Below are 17,835 nucleotides of genomic sequence, written 5' to 3'. Positions count from 1 at the left end.
TATCAGATCGAGGGGGTTGGGACGCACATGAAGATTGACCGGCGAGATCTCTCGGGGCTGCCCGGCGTGCAGCGCCCCGGCTTTTCGCGCTCCGGGCGTGAGGTGCGGCGCAGCGCCGGATCGCCGGGCGTCCAGCCGCCCGATCAGCTCTCCATTTCCGACCGCTCCGTGCAGGTGAGCGAGCTGAAGCCGGCGCTCGCCGTTCTGCCGCCCGTGCGGGCGGAGGTCATCGCCCGGCTGAAGGAGCAGATCGCCCGCGGCGAGTACCGGGTCGATCCCCACCAGCTGGCCGAACGGCTGCTCCGGCTGGGGGTGATCGACCGGTGAGCGCAACCGCGCTGCTGCGTGAGATGATCGAACTGACCCGCCTCCAGGTGGAGCGGGTCATCAAGCGGGACCACCAGGGACTCCTTGAAGGGTCTCGGCAGCAGGAGGCCCTGCTGGCTGCCCTGCAGGAGGCCGAACTCGACGGCAGCCCCGAGGAACTGCGGGCGCTCTACGAGGAGCTGGAGAAGGAGAAGGTGAAGCTCCAGAGCCTCCTGGAGACCGAGAGCCAGCGGATCGACTTCCTGATGCGGCTGCTGCTCGGCGGGCCGGAGCAGAAGAGCGTGGGCTATCCGTCCGGCGTGACGAAGCGCGCCGGCGGGCGCATGCTGAACAAGAAGACGTAAGGGGGAAGCGGCGGTGATCCGTGGAATCAGCTCGGGTTTTTACACGGTCACGCGTGCCCTGCAAGCCTCCCAGTGGGCGATGCAACTGCACCTGGAGAACATCGCCAACGCCAACGATCCGAACTACACCCGCCGCACGCTGGAGAACCGGGTGGACCCCTTCGGTCGCCTGCCCGAAGTGGTGCGGATGCGTGACCTGTTTATCGACTTCCAGTACCGCCGGGCGCAGTCCAGCGCCGGCTACGCCTCGATTCGGGCCGACCTCATGGCCCGGGTGGAGGACATCTTCGGCGACCCGATCGAGGGCGGCCTGGCCCAGGCCATCGACCGGTTCTTCGACGCCTTCAAGGCGGTGTCTGAGGACCCGGCGGACGAGGTGCTGCGCATGGAGGCCATCGAGGCCGGGCGGCGCTTCGTCCAGCACATCCACGAGGCGATGTCGCAACTCACGCTGATCAAGGGCCAGATCAACGAGCGCATCGAGGGCGTGGTGACCCAGATCAACGCCCACCTCAAGAACCTGCAGAACCTGAACAGCCGCATCGCCTCCATGGTGGGCTCTTCCGAGATGGCGGCCGACCTCATGGACGAGCGGGACCGCGTGCTCGATGAACTGGCCCGGCTGACCGGGGCCCGGGCGACCTACCTGGCGGACGGAACGGTGCGGGTGATGATCGGCTCGGTCCCGGCCGTGGACGGCACGGCGATCAACCTGCTCGAGGTTGTCCAGGGCGAGAACGGCCCCATGGTGAGGTGGCAGGACTTCGCTGTGCCGCAGTTCGCTGGCCACGGCGAGCTCGCGGCGCTGCTGGACATGCGGGACGGGGACCTGAACCACGTGATCGCCGAGGTCGACAAGCTGGCGAAGAACGTGGCGCGGGAGGTCAACAACATCCACCGGAAGGGCTACGACCTCGACGGCCAGACCGGGCGCGACTTCTTCCTCATCCAGGACGATGTGCCGGGCGGCGTCTACGTGCACCCGGACCTGACGCTGCGCGGCATCGCCGCCGCCGGTTCGGCGGATGGCTGGAGGGCGGACGGCACGAACGCCGACAAGATCTACCAGCTGTCATACGGCATGTGGCCCGCTTACGCGGACACCTACACCTGGGAGGATACGAGCTCGCCGGAGAACCCGGTGAAGACCCTGGAACTCGGGAGAGACCTGTCCGCCTCCTTTCTCCACACCTGGCAGACCGAGGAACCCGTGGTGGATGAGAACGGTGACCCGGTGCTGGACGCAGAGGGTAACCCCGTCACCCAGACGGTTGACCACGAGGTCAGGATGCGCGGCACCTGGCGCCAGAACGTGGACGGCTCCGTCACGGTGACATTCACCGAGCAGTGGGATGCGGATGCGGGCGACTGGGTCCCGCTGGATCCCCCTGTCGTGGCGCAGTACCGGCGGGAGAACCAGCAGCTTGCGGCCGTCGGCGGCGAGGTCTACCAGGCGGGCAATCCCGACTTGATCGACAAGTCCAGCTCACCCACGACGTGGTACCGGAACCTGGTGGGCCTGATCGGCTCACGGGGCAAGGCCGCGATTCACGACAACGAGATTGCCGAGGCCCACATTCAGGCGGCCCAGGAGCAGCGCTCGTCCAAGTTCGGGGTCTCCATCGATGAGGAGATCGCGCTGATGACGGCGGAGCAGAAGGCCTTTGCCGCCGTGGCCCGGGTGCTGACGGTGCTGGACGAGATGCTGCAGACCCTGATCAACGCGGTGTCGTAGCTGGGGTGATCACATGCGGGTAACCAACTGGATGCTGGTAAGCACGGCCATACGGGAGCTGGAGGACCTGCGGGCGCAGTACGCCAAAGCGCAGAAGAAGGTCTACGGCCGCGCCCTGGAGCGCCCCTCCGACGACCCGCAGCGGGTGATCGAGGCGATCGACCTGACCGGCATGAAGGTGAAGCTGGAGCGGGCGCAGCGGGCGGCCACCGACGCGAAGGAGTGGCTCTCGATCGCGGAGACCAGCCTGACGGCGATGTCGGAGGATCTGCAGGCGGTCTACGAGACGATGATCCAGTTCGGGTCGCCGGCCAATCAGGAGCCCACAGCGCGGGAGAACCTGGCGCTCCAGATTGAGGCGCTGCGGGATGCGATCAAGCGGGAAATGAACACCCAGCACCGCGGGCGTTACCTGTTTGCGGGTTGGGCCGTGGACACGCAGCCCTTTGAGGACGACGGCTCGGGCGGCGTGGAGTACAAGGGCAGCACGCACAAGATCGAACGGGAGATCGCGCCGGGGTACAAGGTGGCGATCAACGTCCATGGCGATGAACTGCCCCATGAAATCATCGCCACCCTGACCGAGGTGGCGAACGCCATCCGCACCGGCACCGTCGAGGATGTCACAAAGCACCTGGACAAGGTGCAGGCTGCCGCCGATGAGTTGCTGGCCCGGCGGTCGGAGGTCGGGCTGGCTTACCAGCAGGTGGAGCAGTTCCAGGGTTACGCCCGTGACGGGTTGATTACGGTCGAGGAGCGGCTGGGCGAGATCAGCGGCGGCGACATCGCGGAGGCCGTGATGGAGATGACGCAGGCGCAGCAGGCCTTCCAGGTGGCCCTGACGGCGTTCAGCATGGCCCTGCCGAAGTCGCTGATGGACTACATGTTCCGGTAGTTGGCTTCCAAGGGAGGCGTGAGGGATGAAGGTGACGGCACCCGTCAGCGGCCCCACTTCGGTCCCCGACCGGGCCGTGACGCCGCGCGAAACGGCCGAAGCGGTCAAGTTGCACATGCAGGAGGAACAGCGGAAGCTGTCACAGCCGCTGTCGAAGGAGCGGGCCGAGGAACTGGCCGAAAAGATGAACTCCGCGGCCGAACTGTTCAATAAGGCCGTGCAGTTCAAGGTGGTCGAGGGGAATCGCATCGTCATCAAGGTGGTGGACGTGACCACGGACGAGGTGCTGCGGGAGTTCCCGCCGGAGCGGCTCTTGGAGGCGCTGCTGGCGATGGAGCGGTCCCTCGGCCTCCTGATTGACGAAAAGGTCTAGGGGGTGGTCCCGTGAGCATGCGACTGGGCGGGCTCATCTCCGGCGCCGACACCGAGACGCTGATCTCGGCGCTGATGGAGCTGGAGCGGACCCGGATCTACCGGCAGGAGAACCAGCAGGTGCTGCTGGAGCAGAAGCAGAAAGCGTGGCGCGATGTACGCACCCTTCTGGAGCGGATCCGGGAGAAGCTGGACCCCCTTCGCTTGCCCATGGTCTTCCGGGCCCGCAAGGTGACGGTGAGCGATGACGCCGTTGTCTCGGTCACCGCTGAGCCGGGGGCGGCGCAGACCAGTTACGCGATCGAGGTCATCCAGCTCGCGCAGAATCACATGGTCGCGAGCGAGAAGATGTCCCTGGATGCCACGCTGACGGCGGGCAGTTTCCAGATTGGGGACGACCCGGACCATGTGGTGGAGGTTGAGGACGGGGATACGCTGAGTACCCTCGCGTCCAAGATCAACCAGCTGAACGCCGGTGTCACTGCCCATGTGGTCTCTGCCGGAAACAATGAGTACCGCCTCATTCTGACCAGCACGAAGTCCGGCAAGGACCATCGCATTGCCTTGACGCCGGGCCAAGGCACGGTGTTGGAGCAAATCGGCCTCGCCGACGGCGTGGATGAAGAGGGCAAGGTGATCTTCCAGTACGTCCTCTCCGAGGCACAGGACGCGAAGATCAAACTGAATGGTGCCGAGGAGTTTGAGAGCTCCTCCAATACGTTTGGCAACATCCTTCCGGGCATCAGCATTACCGTGAAGAAACCCAGCAGCGAGGCCGTGTTAGTCACGGTGGACGCTGACCCCAACAAGGTCGTGCAGGCGGTCAAGGAGTGGGTGTCTGCGTTCAACGCCGCTCAGGATCAGCTGAAGGCGCTCAGCGCGTACGACACCGAGAAGAAGACGGCCGGCATCCTGAACGGTGACAGCTTGGTGCGCAGCATCCAGTACAACCTGCGCGACTTTCTGTCCCGGGAAGCGCAAATTCCCGGTGCAGCTTATACCCTGCTCAGCCAGGTGGGCATCGGCTATGGTGCCTACGGCTCCGCAGACTACGGCAAGCTCGTGGTCGATGAGGCGAAACTAAAGGCGGCGATCGAGCAGGATCCCGAGGCTGTTCTTCGGTTGTTCAACGCGGATACCGGACCCTTGGCTGAGATGAGTTCGTATCTCAAGACGGTGCTCGACTACAACGAAGGTCCCTTCAAGGTGCGGGATGAGAGCCTGACCAGGCAGATCAACCGCATCAAGGAGACGATCGAGCGCCTCGAATACCAGCTGGAGATGCGGGAGCAGACGCTGCGCCGGCAGTTCCAGTACATGGAAGAAGCCATGGCGAGGCTGAAGAGCCAGGGCAATTACTTCATGATGCAGTTGTTCGGCGGCATGATCCAGTCGCAGTAAGCGCTCGGCCGGGGGTGACACCGTGAACGGAATCAACCAGTACAAGACTTACCAGGTGAACACGATTGCGCCGGAGGATCAGGTCGCCCTGCTGTACGAGGGGGCGCAGCGGTTTATCGACAGGGCCGCGAAAGCCCTCGAAGAACACGACTATGCCGCGGTGAGCCTCAACGTCGGCAAGGCGCAGCAGATCTTTGCTGAGCTCGCGGCATCGCTGAACTTCGACGCGGGGGAGATCGCCCACAACCTGAACCGGTTGTACGACTACTGGTCCTGGCGCTTGAGCGAGGGGCTGATTCACAAGGACGTCGGCGCGTTCCGGGAGGTATCCGCGGTCGTCGGCGACATGGCGGCGACATGGGCCCAGGCCGCCAGGCAGGTGCGCGCCCAGCGCGGGGTCAAGGCCAGTGGATAGGCTGGCAGAACTCACGGCCGCCTACGACGAGGCTCTGGCGGCAGGTACGGAGCTGCTCGACCTGCTGCGGGCGCCGGTTGCGGCGCTGCCGGTGGATCGCATCCAGGCGCTTATTGAACGCCGGGAGGCGGCGGTGCAAACAGCCGTGGCCCGCTTTCAGCCGGGCGACCAGGAGGCGCTGCGGGACAGGCTGGAGACCCTGGTGGCACAGCAGCAGGCGCTGGAGGCCCAGTTGGAAAGGGTGATGGGCGACCTGCGGCGGCGCATGCAGGAGGTGGAGGCCGCCAAGGCGACCGCCCGTCGGTCCCGTCAGGTGATGGACGCCGGAAGGCGGGGCAGCGTTCTGGATCAGCGGCGCTAGGCGGAATCGGGAGCATTGGGGCGGGAAAGCGCGAAATCCGGGAAGATCCGGCAGGAACAACGTCAAACCCGCATTAAGTTGAGGTCAGGATATACCCATTCATATATTGTCCAACCAGATGGGGGCAACTGGACCGGCCGGCAGGGATGAAGCCGCCCATCTGGCTGGGCAGAGCACAATAAGAGCAAGGAGGCTACTTAACGTGCGTATCAACACCAACATGGCTGCGCTGAACGCGTGGCGGGCCCTGACGATCAACAACGAGAGCATGACCAAGTCCCTGGAGAAGCTCTCCTCTGGCTACCGGGTGAACCGGGCGGCCGATGACGCCGCCGGCCTGGCGGTCTCGGAGAAGATGCGGGCGCAGATCCGCGGCCTGAACATGGCCATCCGGAACGCGCAGGACGGCATCTCGCTCATCCAGACCGCTGAGGGTGGCGCCACGCAGATCCAGAACATGGTCCAGCGCATGCGTGAGCTGGCCGTTCAGGCGGCGAATGGCACGCTGACGGAAGAGGACCGGGGGCAGCTCCAGAAGGAGTTCGCACAGCTACAGGAGGAAGTGTCTCGTACCGCTGCAACGACCAAGTTCAACGAACTGGGTCTGCTGGGTGTTGCTCCTGCTTCTGCCAAGGCGAACGCTTCCCTCTCGACCTATGGAGTCAAGGTAACCGTATCTGAGCCGGCCGTCGTTACCGGTAAGACGTACGTGGTTACCTACGACGACGACAACGACCAACTGGTCATCTCCGATGGTACCGACATTGAAAGAGTAGATGTGGGAACGAAGACGACGCTGGCTAGTCTGGGCATTACCGTTGATGCAACAGACTTTGCCCTTCCCGACCCCGATAACCCTCCTGCTGACGGTGACCAGCTGGGCACCATTGAAACCGTCAAGCAGGGGGCCTGGAGCAACGAGATTACCCTCCAGATTGGTGTGGGAGCGGACGAGACTGTCGATGTTCTCAAGATCACCATGGAGGCGCTGGATGCCACGTCTCTGAAGATTGACGAGATCAGCATCGATGACGATGTCGAGGCCAGAAATGCCATTAGCGTACTTGACGGCGCGTTGGAGACTATCAGCGGTGTCCGGGCTAACCTGGGGTCCTACCAGAACCGGCTGGAGAACTCCATTGCTACTCTCCGCATCCAGTCCGAGAACCTGACCGCCGCCGAGAGCCGCATCCGCGACGTCGACATGGCGCTGGAGATGGCCACCTTCACCAAGTACCAGATCCTGCAGCAGGCCTCGACGGCCATGCTGGCCCAGGCCAACATGTCCACCCAGTCCATCCTGTCGCTGCTGCGGTAAGCGAAACCATAGCGCATACCGGGGACGCCGTCCCCCCGGACGGGGGGACGGCGTCTATCGCAGCAGGCGGTCACTGAGGAGGGAGTCTCTTGGATCTCGCAACTATCGGCGGGCTGCTGTTCGCCATCATTGCCATCGCCGTCGGCGCGTACCTGGAGCACGTGACCCTGAAATCGCTGCTCGGCATCAGCGCATTCCTAATCGTCGTCGGTGGCTCCGTCGGCGCCACGATCGTGTCCCATGCCGTCGAGGACCTGAAGCAGGTTCCCAGGGTCCTCAAAATGGCCTTCTCGCCGCCGAAGCGGGACTACCAGGGGATGATCGACCTCCTCGTCGGCCTGGCCGAGAAGGCCCGCCGCAACGGATTGCTCTCCTTGCAGGAAGATGCCGAAGAGGCCGAGAACCCGGTGGTGAGGCGGGGGCTCACCATGGCCGTGGACGGCGCGGATCCCGAGCAGGTCGTCGAGGTCATGCGTGCACTCAGCGACCAGATGGCGGGCGAGATCATGCGAGGCGCAGCGGTCTTCGAGACGGCCGGCGGCTACGCGCCCACGCTGGGCATCATGGGCACGGTCATGGGTCTCATCACGATCATGGGCCGTCTAACGGAGCCCGACACGCTGGGTCCCGCGATCGCCGTCGCCTTCCTGGCGACGCTCTACGGCCTCGGGTCGGCCAACCTGTTCTTCCTGCCCATGGGCTTCAAGATCAAGGCGCTGGCCAAGCAGCTGACACATTTCAATGAAATGATCATCGTGGGTATCGAAGGCATTCAGGCCGGCGAAAACCCCCGTAACTTGCGGGAGAAGCTCTCCATCTACCTGCCCACCACTGGTGGTCGGCGGGCTGGCGCTGTCACGGGGGCTGCCGCACAGGAAGGGGTATAGCTGAATGGCCCGTAACAACAAGGCCCTGGTCGAAGAAGAGCACGGCGGTGGCGGGGGGCACGGCGGCGGCACCGCGCGCTGGATGGTTTCCTACGCCGACTTCATGACCCTCATGTTCATCGTGTTTGTGGTCATGTTCTCTTTCGCGCGCGTCGACACCGCTAAGTACCAGAGCCTTGCCAGGTCGCTGGGGCAGGCCCTCGGCGTGGCGGGACCCGACATTCCGCCGCTGCCCACGCGCAGTCTGCCGGGCACAGCCCTGCCCATCATCGCGCCGGAGCGGCCGGGCAATCTGCCAGACGTGCCGGACTGGCCGGCGCACCTCATCGCGCCGCCGGAAGAGGAGCCCGCCGAGATCGCACCGGTTCCGCCCGTGGAGCCGCCCCCTGAAGAGGCACAGCCGGCGGAAGACTCCACCGGCGTCTGGACGGCTCCTGAGCCTGCTTCCACTCCCGTTGTGGAGCCTGTGGTGGAAGTGGACGAGATGGAAGAGGTGGCCGAGGTGTTCCGGGCCATGCCGGGCGTGAAGACCGGCCTGCTCTCTGTGGCGTTGGAGGAGCGGGGCATTGTTCTGAGCGTTGCCGGCAGCCTGCTGTTTGACCCGGGCGAGTATGCGATCCGGCGTGAAGCCCACGATACGCTGAATGAAATTGCCGGGAAGCTGGCAGGGGTCGAACTCCCCATCATGGTAAACGGCACGGCCGACGCGACCCACGATCCGGGCAGCGCCGAGGCGTTCGAACTGGCTGCCCTCCGTGCGGGCGCCGTGGTGCGGTACTTTACCGAGACGGCCGGCCTGCCCGGCGGAAATTTCGTCTACTTCGGTTACGGCGACGCGGAGACCGCCACGGACCGGGTGACGATTATCGTCGCGCGCAAGGCCAGATAACGCGGGCGGCGGTCATGCCCGGGGCGTCCCCCCCATATCCTCCTATGAGCCCGTCCACGGGCACACAGGGGGGAGCCCGCGTTGGAATGGAAGTCCGCCCTCGCGACCTTCGCCATCATCTTCCTCGCCGAACTCGGCGACAAGACCCAGCTCATGGTCATGTCCCTGTCCGCCAGATCCAAGGCTCCGCACATGATCTTCCTCGGCGCGGCCGGGGCGCTGATTGCGTCCTCGCTGGTCGCCGTGGTCGCGGGCGACAGTTTCCTACGCCATATCCCCGTCCGGTACCTCCGCTTCGGTACCGGGATGATGTTCATGATGATCGGGGCCATGCTGGTCTATCGTTCGCTACGCGGCTGAGCGGCCGTCCCGCCGGGACGGCCCTTTCGATTCTCCCGCCCCGCGAACTTCTTCTCCCTCCCCGGCGTCTCCCATACGAAGGGGTTGATCGCACGCATGAACAAGCTCATCGGCCTCGTCCTGGTCCTCATCGGCCTCCTGGCCGTGTTCCGCTTCACCATGTCCAGCGCATGGCTGTTCCTGCTCATCGCGGCCGGGCTGGCCTTCGCGGTCAAGGCCGGGTGGCTGGGCCGCGGCGGGTACGTCGCCGCCGTCATCTTCGTCCTGCTCGCCTTCGCCGGCCTGGCCGCCCGCACTGTGGTCTTCGGCTTCGCCATGCTGTTCCGCCTGGCTCCGCTCATCCTGCTGGCGCTGGGGATCTACTACGTCTACAAGGCGTTTACGCGCTAGGGAGGTGTCGGCGTGAAGGTCGCGCCGGTCCATCAGGTGGTGAACATCTGGGCGATGAAGCAGATCATGCGGGCCGCGCAGAACCACGTGCAGCAGGTCCTGAAGGCCGCCCTCAGCAGCCCGGAGCCCCACAAGGGCACCCGGATCGACGTGCGGGTGTAGCATGGCGGTTACGCTGATCATCGGGCCGGCCCGGTCCGGGAAGACGGCGGCGCTGCGTGAGCGCTGCCTGCACTGGCTGCAGCAAGGCGTGCGCACCGATCAGATCCTCATCCTCACCCACGGGGCGGAGCAGACCGCCCCGTGGCGTCGCGGTCTCGACCTGCCCGCCAGCGGCGCCATCGAGGTCCACGACTTCTATGGCTTCGTCCGGCAGGAGCTCACGCTCCACTGGCCGACCGTGCAGGCGCAGCTCCCGCCGGCACGCCGCTGGCTCGCGCCCGTGTTTCTGCCCCTCACCGTCGAGCGCTACCTGCTGCAGGCGCTCCTGGAGCCCTACTACACTCTCTTTGGCGACGTGGTGAAGACCACCCCCGAGCGGCTGGCGATGCAGCTGCTTACCCGGGTCGACCGGGCCGCCGCCGCGGCCGGGATCGCGCCGGGGCAGGCGGTTCGGCGCATGGCCGAGGCCGACCGACCGGAGAAGCGGCTGGTCTACAGCCAGGTGGCGGCGCTGCTGGAGCAGCACCGGACCCGCCTGCTGGCGTCAGGCCTGCTGGATTACGGCCTCGCACTCACGCTCTTTTCCGAGACCCTCCTGCCCGCTCCCGGTTACCGCGCGTTCCTGCGGGGCCGGTTCTGCCGGCTCCTGGTGGACGACCTTGAAGAGGCCGCCCCTGCGGAGCGGGCGTTCATCGCGGCCATGGCGGAGGCGGTGGAGGAGGCCGTGCTGACCATCGATCCGGACGGCGGCCACGGCATCCTGTACGGTTCGGCCGCGGCCGAGGTCCTGGCCCGCTTCGCCGGGGCGGACCGCGTCGTGCTGCCGGACCCCGCGCCCGACCTCGACGCCCGGCTGGCGCAGATTCGTGAGGCCCAGGCGGCAGCAGGTCCGCCCGGGCTGCCCGCGCCGCCCGGCCCGGTGCACCTCGCGGCCGAGTTCTGGGGCGACATGGTCGCCCGTGCGGCCGAAGCGGTGGCCGATCTGGCGGCCGAGGGCCTGCCTCCCGGGGAGATCGCCGTGATCGCCCCCCGGGTCGACCACCTGCTGGCCACCGCGCTGGGCCAGGCCCTGGCGGCCCGCGGGATCCCCCTGCAGCCTGTCGTCCCGACCCGGCGGCTGCTGGACGAGCCCGCCGTGCGGGCCATCGTCGCCCTGGCCGGCCTGGCCGTCCCCGCGTGGCGCCCGCCCTGGCCGTCGCCGAGCCCGTACATCGACGCTGTCCGGGTGCTGTTCGGCCTCGATCCCATCGCCGCCGCTCACCTCGGCGAGGCGCTTTGGGCGGCGGAGGGCGACCTGCCCGATCCCGCCGACCACCCGGGCCCGTATCGGCTGCTTTATGCCTGGCTGCGGGCGGCCCGCCGCAAGACGTGGCAGACCGATACCTTCATCCGGGCGGTCCTGCTGGAGCTGCTCCTTCCCCTGCGGCCCGACCTGCCGCCCGCGGCCGTTGACGCGTGCCGCCAGCTGCTCCGTGTTGCGACGGATTTCCGCCTGGCGGCCCAGCGGTCTGACGTCGCAGCGGATCCCGGCGGCACCGGCCCCTTCGGTCCCGCCTACCGGCCGCTGCTCACCGAGGCGACCGCGCCGCTCTGGCCCGGCGAAGCCGAAGGGGACGGCGGCGCCGTGCTGCTGGCCACGCCTCAGGCGTACCTGAGCCGCCGGCTGACCTCGGCCGTGCAGGTCTGGCTCGACGTCTCCTCGCCCGGGTGGCGGCCCGCCGGCGTGTCCGAGCTGGCCAACCCCCACGTGCTGGATCCCACCTGGCCGGATGGCGCCCCCTGGACCGACGCCGACTCCCGCCGGGTGCGGGAAGCGGCCAGGGACCGCATCGTGCGCGCCCTCCTGCGCCGCTGCACCGGCCGGGTGATCACGGCGTCGGCCGCCCTCAGCCCGTGGATCCAGGAGCAGGAAGGGGGGCTGTGGGCATGACCTTCACCCTGCGGCCCGACCAGGAAGACGTGGTCAAGTACCGGGGCGGTTACATGGCGGTGCCGGCCGTTCCCGGTGCGGGCAAGACCACCGTGCTGGCCTACCTGGCCGCGGACCTCATCGCCGAGGGGCGCCACCTCCCCGGCCGGATCCTGATCGTTACCTACACCAACTCAGCGGTGGGCAACTTCAAGAACCGCATCGGCCAGTTCCTGGAGGCACGGCAGCTGCCCCGAGCGGGTTTCGAGGTGCGCACCATCCACTCCCTGGCCGTGCAGATCGTCCGGGAGCGGCCGGAAGCCATCGGCTGGCCGGATACGTTCGCCGTGCTGGACGACGTGCGCCGCATCAGCCTCATGAGCGCCCTCACCGACCGGTGGATACGCGCACACCGGGACATCTGGGAGTCGCTGATCCGGGAAGACGCCCACAACCGCGAGCAGGCGCGGGCGCGCTGGGCAGAGCGGACCCCGGAGCTTGTGGGTCGGCTGATCCAGGCCTTCAAGGCCCGGCAGCTTTCCCCGGACGACGCCCTGGCGCTTACCGAGCGGCTTGCGGACACCGAGCCCCTCCGCTGGGCGGCGCAGGTCTACCGGGACTACCAGCGGGCCCTGGCCCGCGAGGGGCTGGTGGATTTCGACGACATGATGCTGGGGGCCCACCGGCTCCTGACCGCCGAGCCGGACCTGCTGCAGCGGCTCCGGCAGCGCTGGACATACATCTTTGAAGACGAGGCGCAGGACTCGTACCGGCTCCAGGAGCAGGTGCTCCGCCTCCTGGCCGGCCCCGGCGGCAACTTCGTCCGGGTGGGCGACCCCAACCAGGCGATCATGGGCAGCTTTACCACGGCCGAGCCAGCGCTCTTCCGTGCCTTTGTGCGGGAGCCGGGGGTGACCGTCCGGCCCCTCACGATGGCCGGCCGCTCCAGCCAGGAGATCATCGATCTCGCCAACGAGCTGGTCCGCTGGACCCGGCAGGACTACCCCGAGCCCGGCTGCCGGGACGCGCTGGAGCCACAGTTCATCCAGCGTGTCCCGAAGGGGATGGGGCAGCAGAACCCGGAGCCGGAGGGCCGGCGGGTCCTGGTCCGGGACTTCCCCACCTACGACGAGGAGATGGAGAAGATCGCCGCCCTGGCCGCCCGGTCGGTGCGGCGCTACCCCGATGCGACAGTGGGCGTGCTGTTGCCTACGAACGCCATGGTGGACCGGATGCTTTCGCACCTGCGCGCCCTGGAAGCCCCGGCGGTCCCGGTGGGCAGGACGGCGCCCCTGGAGCGGCTGCGGACAGGGTCGGACCTGCTGGCCGCCCTGGCCTTCCTGGCGGCGCCCCACCTGCCCGAGCGGCGTGCGGCGGCCGCCCGCCTGGAGCCGTATCTCGAGGGCTGGCTGGCGGATGCCGCGCAGCCGGCGGACGTCCTCCTGCTGCGCATGGCGGCCGACCTGCGCCTCTCCGGCGAGGACCTGGCCCTGGCGCAGTACCTGGCCGTGCGGGCCCGGCGCATCCTGGAAGAGGCGCCCCTCTATGGCCCCGGCGACGTGGCCCGGGAGCTGACCGACGCCCTCGGCCGGGCCGGGTGGCTGGCCGACGCGCTCTACGACCGTCAGGGGTTCGAACCCCGGCCGGGCGCCGTCTACGTGGTCACCTGCCACGCCGCCAAGGGGCTGGAGTGGGATACGGTGTACGTCGCCGGCCTGACCCGTGGGTTCTTCACCGGCGGGCTGCGGGACCGGACGCTGTCGGAGCTGTGGTCGCTGGTGCCCGGGCAGGTCAATCCCGAGGCGCGGGCGCTGGCCCTGCTGGACCGGCTCACCGGCGCGCCCGGGGTTCCCGACGATCCCGTGGCGGCGCATAAGCGGGAGCAGATCGGTGAGAAGATCCGCCTGCTCTACGTGGCCATCACCCGGGCCCGCCGCAACCTGATGCTCTCTTACCACTGGCGCACCGAGCGGGGGTACGACACCTCGCCCCCGCCGGCGGTGGTCCGCCTCCGGCAGTTTATCCAGGCGAGGAGGTGACCGGGTCGGTGGCGCAGTTGATTCCCTTGCACGAGCGGCCGTTCAGCGCCCTCGCCCTCCGGCTGTACTCGGAGTGTCCGCTTCGCTTCCGGCGGCGGTACATCGACGGCCTCTACCTTACGGGCGGGCCGGACGACCCTGACGAGCAGCGGGCCCTGCTTCAGGGCGAGCGCTTCCACCTGATGGCCCGCCGCTACTTCAGCGGAATGGAGCCCGGCACCCTGGGCGACCCCGCGGATCGGGCGGAGCTGATGGGATGGATGGATATGCTTCGCCGCTACCTCCCACGGCGTCCGGAGTACACCTACTACCCGGAGCTGGAGCTGCGGCTCTGCGAGACCCAGGCGCTGGCGCCCGATGACCCCGGGAGCCCTCCGGCTCTGCCGGTTCCGGCTGGTTCCCGGGCACGATCGGGCGCCTCCGCCCCGGCCGGCGGGCGGGTTCAGGGCGGGCAGCCCGACCATCCTGCACCGCCGACTCGCACCGTCCTCCGGCTGATGGCGAAGTTCGATCTGGTGGTGGTGGCGCCCGACGGGCAGGCGACGATCTACGACTGGAAGACCTTGCGGCACATGCCGCCCCGGGCCCGGCTGGAGAGCGCCTTTCAGACGATGGTCTACCGCTACGTCCTCTGCGCGGCGGGTGGCCCCTACGCCCCGGGCGGCGCCTTCGACCCCGACCGCGTGGCGATGGTCTACTGGAACCCGCTGCGAGGGGGGCGGGAGGTGCGGATCCCGTACAGCCGGGCCCAGTTCGAGGAGGACGGCAGGCGGCTGCGAGAGGTGGTGGCGGAGATCCTGGCCACGCCGCCGGATGGCTTCCGGCCCACCGGCGACTCCCGCATCTGCGCCCGCTGCGAGTACGGGCAGCTCTGCCACGGCCCGCTGGCTGCGTGGGCGTCGGAGCCTGTCCGGGGTGCGGATGGACCGGTGGAGGAGGAGGGGCCTCAAGAAGTACCCGACGTCGGGTTCGACGGCATGGCCGACCTGCCGCTGCCGTGAGTGCGCAGGGACCTCTGGATGATGGCCAACGGGAGACAGGGGGTGGTGCCCCCTGTTTCCCTTGCTATTGGGATACCCGTCGGCCAGGTGGAAGTCTTGCCGCTGTTCGCGCCCGGCGTCCCCGACATTTCGGTGTTCCGGGGTGAGACGCAGACCGGGCACGCATGATGGGAACGAATGTGCACTTTCGTCGAGTCCTTGCGCCGCAAGCGTTTCCGGGCTCACGGGCCGGCAAAAGCGCACAGGGCGCGGGTTTCACGAAAGTGCACATTCATGCCACCGCTGCGGGCCAGGGCCGCACTGACCAGAACGGAGAAGCGAGCAGGACGCCCCCCTGGGAGAGCGTCCTGGACTCATACGATGGCGGGCCCAGCGGAAAGCCCCGGGTCAAACCGCACGGAGCGCCGCTGACACCCTATGTACTTCGCCTGTGTGTCGGGCGCACCCCCGCTCGGCGCTGCACATTCGTCATGCCCCACGCAGCCCGTACGACTTGGGTCAGGGCTTCGCTCTCGTCGTCGCCCTGCGCACCACGCCCGGCTTCGGCCAGCGCTGCACGCTCGTCGTCGCCCTGCGAATCACGTTCGACTTCAGCCAGCGCTGCGCCCTCGTCATTGCCCTGCGCACTACGCCCGACTTCGGCCAGGGCTACATCCTCCCTATTGCCCTACGAAACACGCCCACCTTGGGCCGGCGCTGCATCCTCGCTATCGTCCTGCGAATCACGCCCGTTTTCGGTCAGCGCTGCATCCTCGCTATCGCCCTGCGGATCATGGCCGCCTCCGGTCAGCGCTGCATCTTCGCCATCGCCCCGCGAATCACGCCCGCCTTCGGCCGGCGCTGCACCCTCGTCATTGCCCTGCGCACTACGCTGCGCTTCGCCTGGCGCCGCACTCTCCGCCTCGCCCTGCAAATCGCGCGCATCCGCCGGCTCGCCGCCGACCCGGAAGTTCCCCACCTGCTCCTTCAGCCACAGGGCGATCTGGTTCAGGCTCTGCGCGTGGCTGGCCACCCCGTCGGCGACCGCCGTCAGCTCCTCGATGGCGGCCGAGACCTGCTCGGCTGCCGCGGCGTTCTGCTGCGCCGCATCCACGATCGAGGAGATGGAGGAGAGCGCCTTGACCGTGCTCGCGGCCATCTGCTCCGTGGCGGCGGTATTCTCCGCCGTCACCGCGGCGACGCCCTCGAATGCCTGCATCGCCTCGTCCACTTCCTGCTTCAGCGAGCGGGCGGCCTCGGCGACCTGGCTCACATCCTCCGCAGCCCGGGTGACCGTCTGCAGGATCTGCTCCAGCCGTGCGCCCGAACGTGTGGCCAGCTGGCTGCCCTGCTCCACCTCGGCGGAGCCCACGTTCATCGACTCCACGACCTGCGAGGTCCGGGCCTGGATCTGCCCGATCAGCTCGCTGATCTCCCGGGCCGAGGCGGCGGAGCGCTCCGCGAGCTTCCGCACCTCGTCGGCGACCACCGCAAAGCCGCGGCCGTGCTCGCCGGCCCGGGCCGCCTCGATGGCGGCGTTCAGTGCGAGCAGGTTGGTCTGGTCGGCGATCTCCGAGATGACCGCGGTGATCTGGCCGATCTGGGCCGAGGCCTCCGCCAGCTCGCCCATGCGGGCCGCCGACTCGCCCACCACCTGCCGGATGCGGTCCATCCCCTGCACCATCTCGGCGACCGCGCCGGCGCCCTCCGCGGCCATCTGCGCCGCCTCCTGGGCGCCCCTGGCGACCAGCTCGGTCTGCTCGGTCATGCGGGTCAGGTCCTGCGCGGCCCGGTGGAGCAGGCCGGACGCGTCCTCCAGGTCGGCGGAGGACCGGCTGGCCCCCGCCGCGATCTGCTGCACGGCCTGGCGCAGCTCCTCGATCATCCTGTTGATCTCGCGGGCCGAGGCGGCCTGCTGCGACGTTCCCTCCGCCACAACGGTCACGGCGCGGGCCGCGTCCTGGGCAGAGGCCGCCGCCTGGTCCGCCGTGGTCGCCAGGTCGCCCGAGACCTCCAGGCCGGCCTGCACGGTGCCCTGCATGCCCACCACCAGCCCCCGGAGGTAGTTCACCATCTGGTGGTAGCTCCGGGCCATCTCGGCCAGCTCGTCCCGCCCCTTCAGCCCGGCCAGCGCAGCCGTGACGTCCTGGCTGAGGTCGCCTTCCGCCATACGCTGCGCCGCCCGGGCCAGGGCCTGGACCGGGAGGGTAATCCGCCGGGCGATCAGGTACGAGATGGCCAGGCCGAGCACCACCGCGGCGCCGGTGGTGCCGACGGTGAGAATCCGCGTGCGCTGAACCGCTTCCTCGGCGGCGCGGGTCGTCTCATCCACGCGCTCCTGGAGGTGATCCACCAGTTTCTCCAGCGCAGCGCTGATGGCGGCCCGCTCGTTCTGGAGCGACCTGCTCATCCACCGGACTTCTGCCGGATTAAAGCTCTCCCGGCTCAGCACTCGCGATACGAACCCGGTGAACTGGTCAAACTGGCCGTGCACCGCGGCCACCAGATCGGACTCCTGGGTATCCCCCGCCGAGTCTGCCAGTGCCCGAAGCCCATCCGTCACCTGGGCTTCCAGCTGCAGAAACTTATCCCGGTGGCTGGCTTCAGTGGTCGCGGTAAAGGCGGAGGCGGCGTAGGCCATTTCAGAGAGCTGGCGCTCCAGCTGCTGGGCCTTCAGCATCTGGGCCAGGGCCGCCTCCTTCTCCGCATTGGCCACCTGGACGTTCTGCAGCCCCCAGTTGGCCGACGCGGCGACCCAGCCGGCCAGCGCGATCAGCACCACGGACAGCGCGAACAGGCGGAGTTGGACCGTCCACTTCATCCGAGAAGCCCCTTTCTCGTGCATGCGGCCGGTGGGAACCGGCGAGGAATTGCAAGCAAGCACAGTATAATGGTAAAGTGTGCTAACTTCAAGGTATTGACAACGCCGTGTCGTTTCATTATCGACTTCGCCGGGTCCCTTCCCGTGCCCTGTGTCGATCCGTCACTTTCCCTCCGCCGGGGGCGTCCAAACACTGGGTAAACCAATCTGATTACTTGGAGGGAACCGCC

Annotated in this window: 18 protein-coding genes; 17 read left to right on the top strand and 1 reads right to left on the bottom strand. The window is 67.8% G+C overall.

All coding sequences use genetic code 11. The features are described from left to right. Positions 1-27: 27 nt before the first annotated feature. The 17 genes from flgM (at position 28) to ACZ5UM_RS02590 (ending at position 14,805) form a co-directional block, all read left to right on the top strand. Positions 28-327, top strand: coding sequence for a flagellar biosynthesis anti-sigma factor FlgM (flgM, locus tag ACZ5UM_RS02670; RefSeq protein WP_464846833.1), 300 nt, complete (start codon positions 28-30; stop codon positions 325-327). Further along, on the top strand, positions 324-671 hold the full coding sequence (locus tag ACZ5UM_RS02665) for a hypothetical protein (protein ID WP_464846832.1): 348 nt from the start codon (positions 324-326) through the stop codon (positions 669-671). Before flgM ends, ACZ5UM_RS02665 begins: the two co-directional genes overlap by 4 nt. Before the next feature lie 13 nt (positions 672-684). Beyond that, entirely contained in the window at positions 685-2,406 is a 1,722-nt protein-coding gene (flgK, locus tag ACZ5UM_RS02660; RefSeq protein ID WP_464846831.1) for a flagellar hook-associated protein FlgK, read from the top strand. 13 nt (positions 2,407-2,419) lie between these two features. Beyond that, the gene (locus ACZ5UM_RS02655; RefSeq protein ID WP_464846830.1) at positions 2,420-3,301 is read left to right on the top strand and encodes a flagellin N-terminal helical domain-containing protein; all 882 of its coding nucleotides are present in this window, start codon (positions 2,420-2,422) and stop codon (positions 3,299-3,301) included. Positions 3,302-3,326: 25 nt separating this feature from the next. Next, the gene (locus ACZ5UM_RS02650; RefSeq protein WP_464846829.1) at positions 3,327-3,674 is read left to right on the top strand and encodes a flagellar protein FlaG; all 348 of its coding nucleotides are present in this window, start codon (positions 3,327-3,329) and stop codon (positions 3,672-3,674) included. A gap of 17 nt (positions 3,675-3,691) precedes the next feature. Further along, entirely contained in the window at positions 3,692-5,074 is a 1,383-nt protein-coding gene (fliD, locus tag ACZ5UM_RS02645; protein ID WP_464848259.1) for a flagellar filament capping protein FliD, read from the top strand. A gap of 22 nt (positions 5,075-5,096) precedes the next feature. After that, positions 5,097-5,489 (top strand): flagellar export chaperone FliS, encoded by a 393-nt coding sequence (gene fliS / locus ACZ5UM_RS02640; protein ID WP_464846828.1) that lies wholly within the window; start codon positions 5,097-5,099, stop codon positions 5,487-5,489. Next, a complete protein-coding gene (locus ACZ5UM_RS02635; protein ID WP_464846827.1) occupies positions 5,482-5,850 on the top strand; it encodes a hypothetical protein in 369 nt (122 codons plus the stop codon). The genes fliS and ACZ5UM_RS02635 overlap by 8 nt, the downstream gene beginning before the upstream one ends. Positions 5,851-6,052: 202 nt before the next feature. Beyond that, the gene (locus ACZ5UM_RS02630) at positions 6,053-7,168 is read left to right on the top strand and encodes a flagellin N-terminal helical domain-containing protein (RefSeq protein WP_464846826.1); all 1,116 of its coding nucleotides are present in this window, start codon (positions 6,053-6,055) and stop codon (positions 7,166-7,168) included. An 89-nt stretch (positions 7,169-7,257) separates the two neighbouring features. Beyond that, positions 7,258-8,055, top strand: coding sequence for a flagellar motor protein (locus ACZ5UM_RS02625; RefSeq protein WP_464846825.1), 798 nt, complete (start codon positions 7,258-7,260; stop codon positions 8,053-8,055). Positions 8,056-8,059: 4 nt separating this feature from the next. Further along, a complete protein-coding gene (locus ACZ5UM_RS02620; RefSeq protein ID WP_464846824.1) occupies positions 8,060-8,944 on the top strand; it encodes a flagellar motor protein MotB in 885 nt (294 codons plus the stop codon). 81 nt (positions 8,945-9,025) lie between these two features. Beyond that, on the top strand, positions 9,026-9,304 hold the full coding sequence (locus ACZ5UM_RS02615; protein ID WP_464846823.1) for a TMEM165/GDT1 family protein: 279 nt from the start codon (positions 9,026-9,028) through the stop codon (positions 9,302-9,304). A gap of 96 nt (positions 9,305-9,400) precedes the next feature. Continuing rightward, positions 9,401-9,694 (top strand): hypothetical protein, encoded by a 294-nt coding sequence (locus tag ACZ5UM_RS02610; protein WP_464846822.1) that lies wholly within the window; start codon positions 9,401-9,403, stop codon positions 9,692-9,694. Between the two features lie 12 nt (positions 9,695-9,706). Beyond that, the gene (locus ACZ5UM_RS02605; RefSeq protein ID WP_464846821.1) at positions 9,707-9,856 is read left to right on the top strand and encodes a hypothetical protein; all 150 of its coding nucleotides are present in this window, start codon (positions 9,707-9,709) and stop codon (positions 9,854-9,856) included. A gap of 1 nt (position 9,857) precedes the next feature. Then, positions 9,858-11,786, top strand: a complete 1,929-nt coding sequence (locus ACZ5UM_RS02600; protein WP_464846820.1) for a hypothetical protein — start codon at positions 9,858-9,860, stop codon at positions 11,784-11,786. Continuing rightward, positions 11,783-13,804 carry an ATP-dependent helicase gene (locus ACZ5UM_RS02595; protein ID WP_464846819.1) on the top strand — a complete coding sequence of 674 codons (2,022 nt, stop codon included), beginning with the start codon at positions 11,783-11,785 and terminating at the stop codon, positions 13,802-13,804. The genes ACZ5UM_RS02600 and ACZ5UM_RS02595 overlap by 4 nt, the downstream gene beginning before the upstream one ends. 8 nt (positions 13,805-13,812) lie before the next feature. Next, positions 13,813-14,805 (top strand): PD-(D/E)XK nuclease family protein, encoded by a 993-nt coding sequence (locus ACZ5UM_RS02590; protein ID WP_464846818.1) that lies wholly within the window; start codon positions 13,813-13,815, stop codon positions 14,803-14,805. A 667-nt stretch (positions 14,806-15,472) separates the two neighbouring features. Here ACZ5UM_RS02590 and ACZ5UM_RS02585 read toward each other — a convergent pair. Next, the gene (locus ACZ5UM_RS02585) at positions 15,473-17,605 is read right to left on the bottom strand and encodes a methyl-accepting chemotaxis protein (RefSeq protein WP_464846817.1); all 2,133 of its coding nucleotides are present in this window, start codon (positions 17,603-17,605) and stop codon (positions 15,473-15,475) included. Between the last annotated feature and the right edge of the window lie 230 nt (positions 17,606-17,835).

Source organism: Symbiobacterium ostreiconchae, assembly GCF_055396975.1.
The sequence above is the reverse complement of the archived record's forward strand: the minus strand, read 5'-3'. Positions and strand labels throughout refer to the sequence as shown.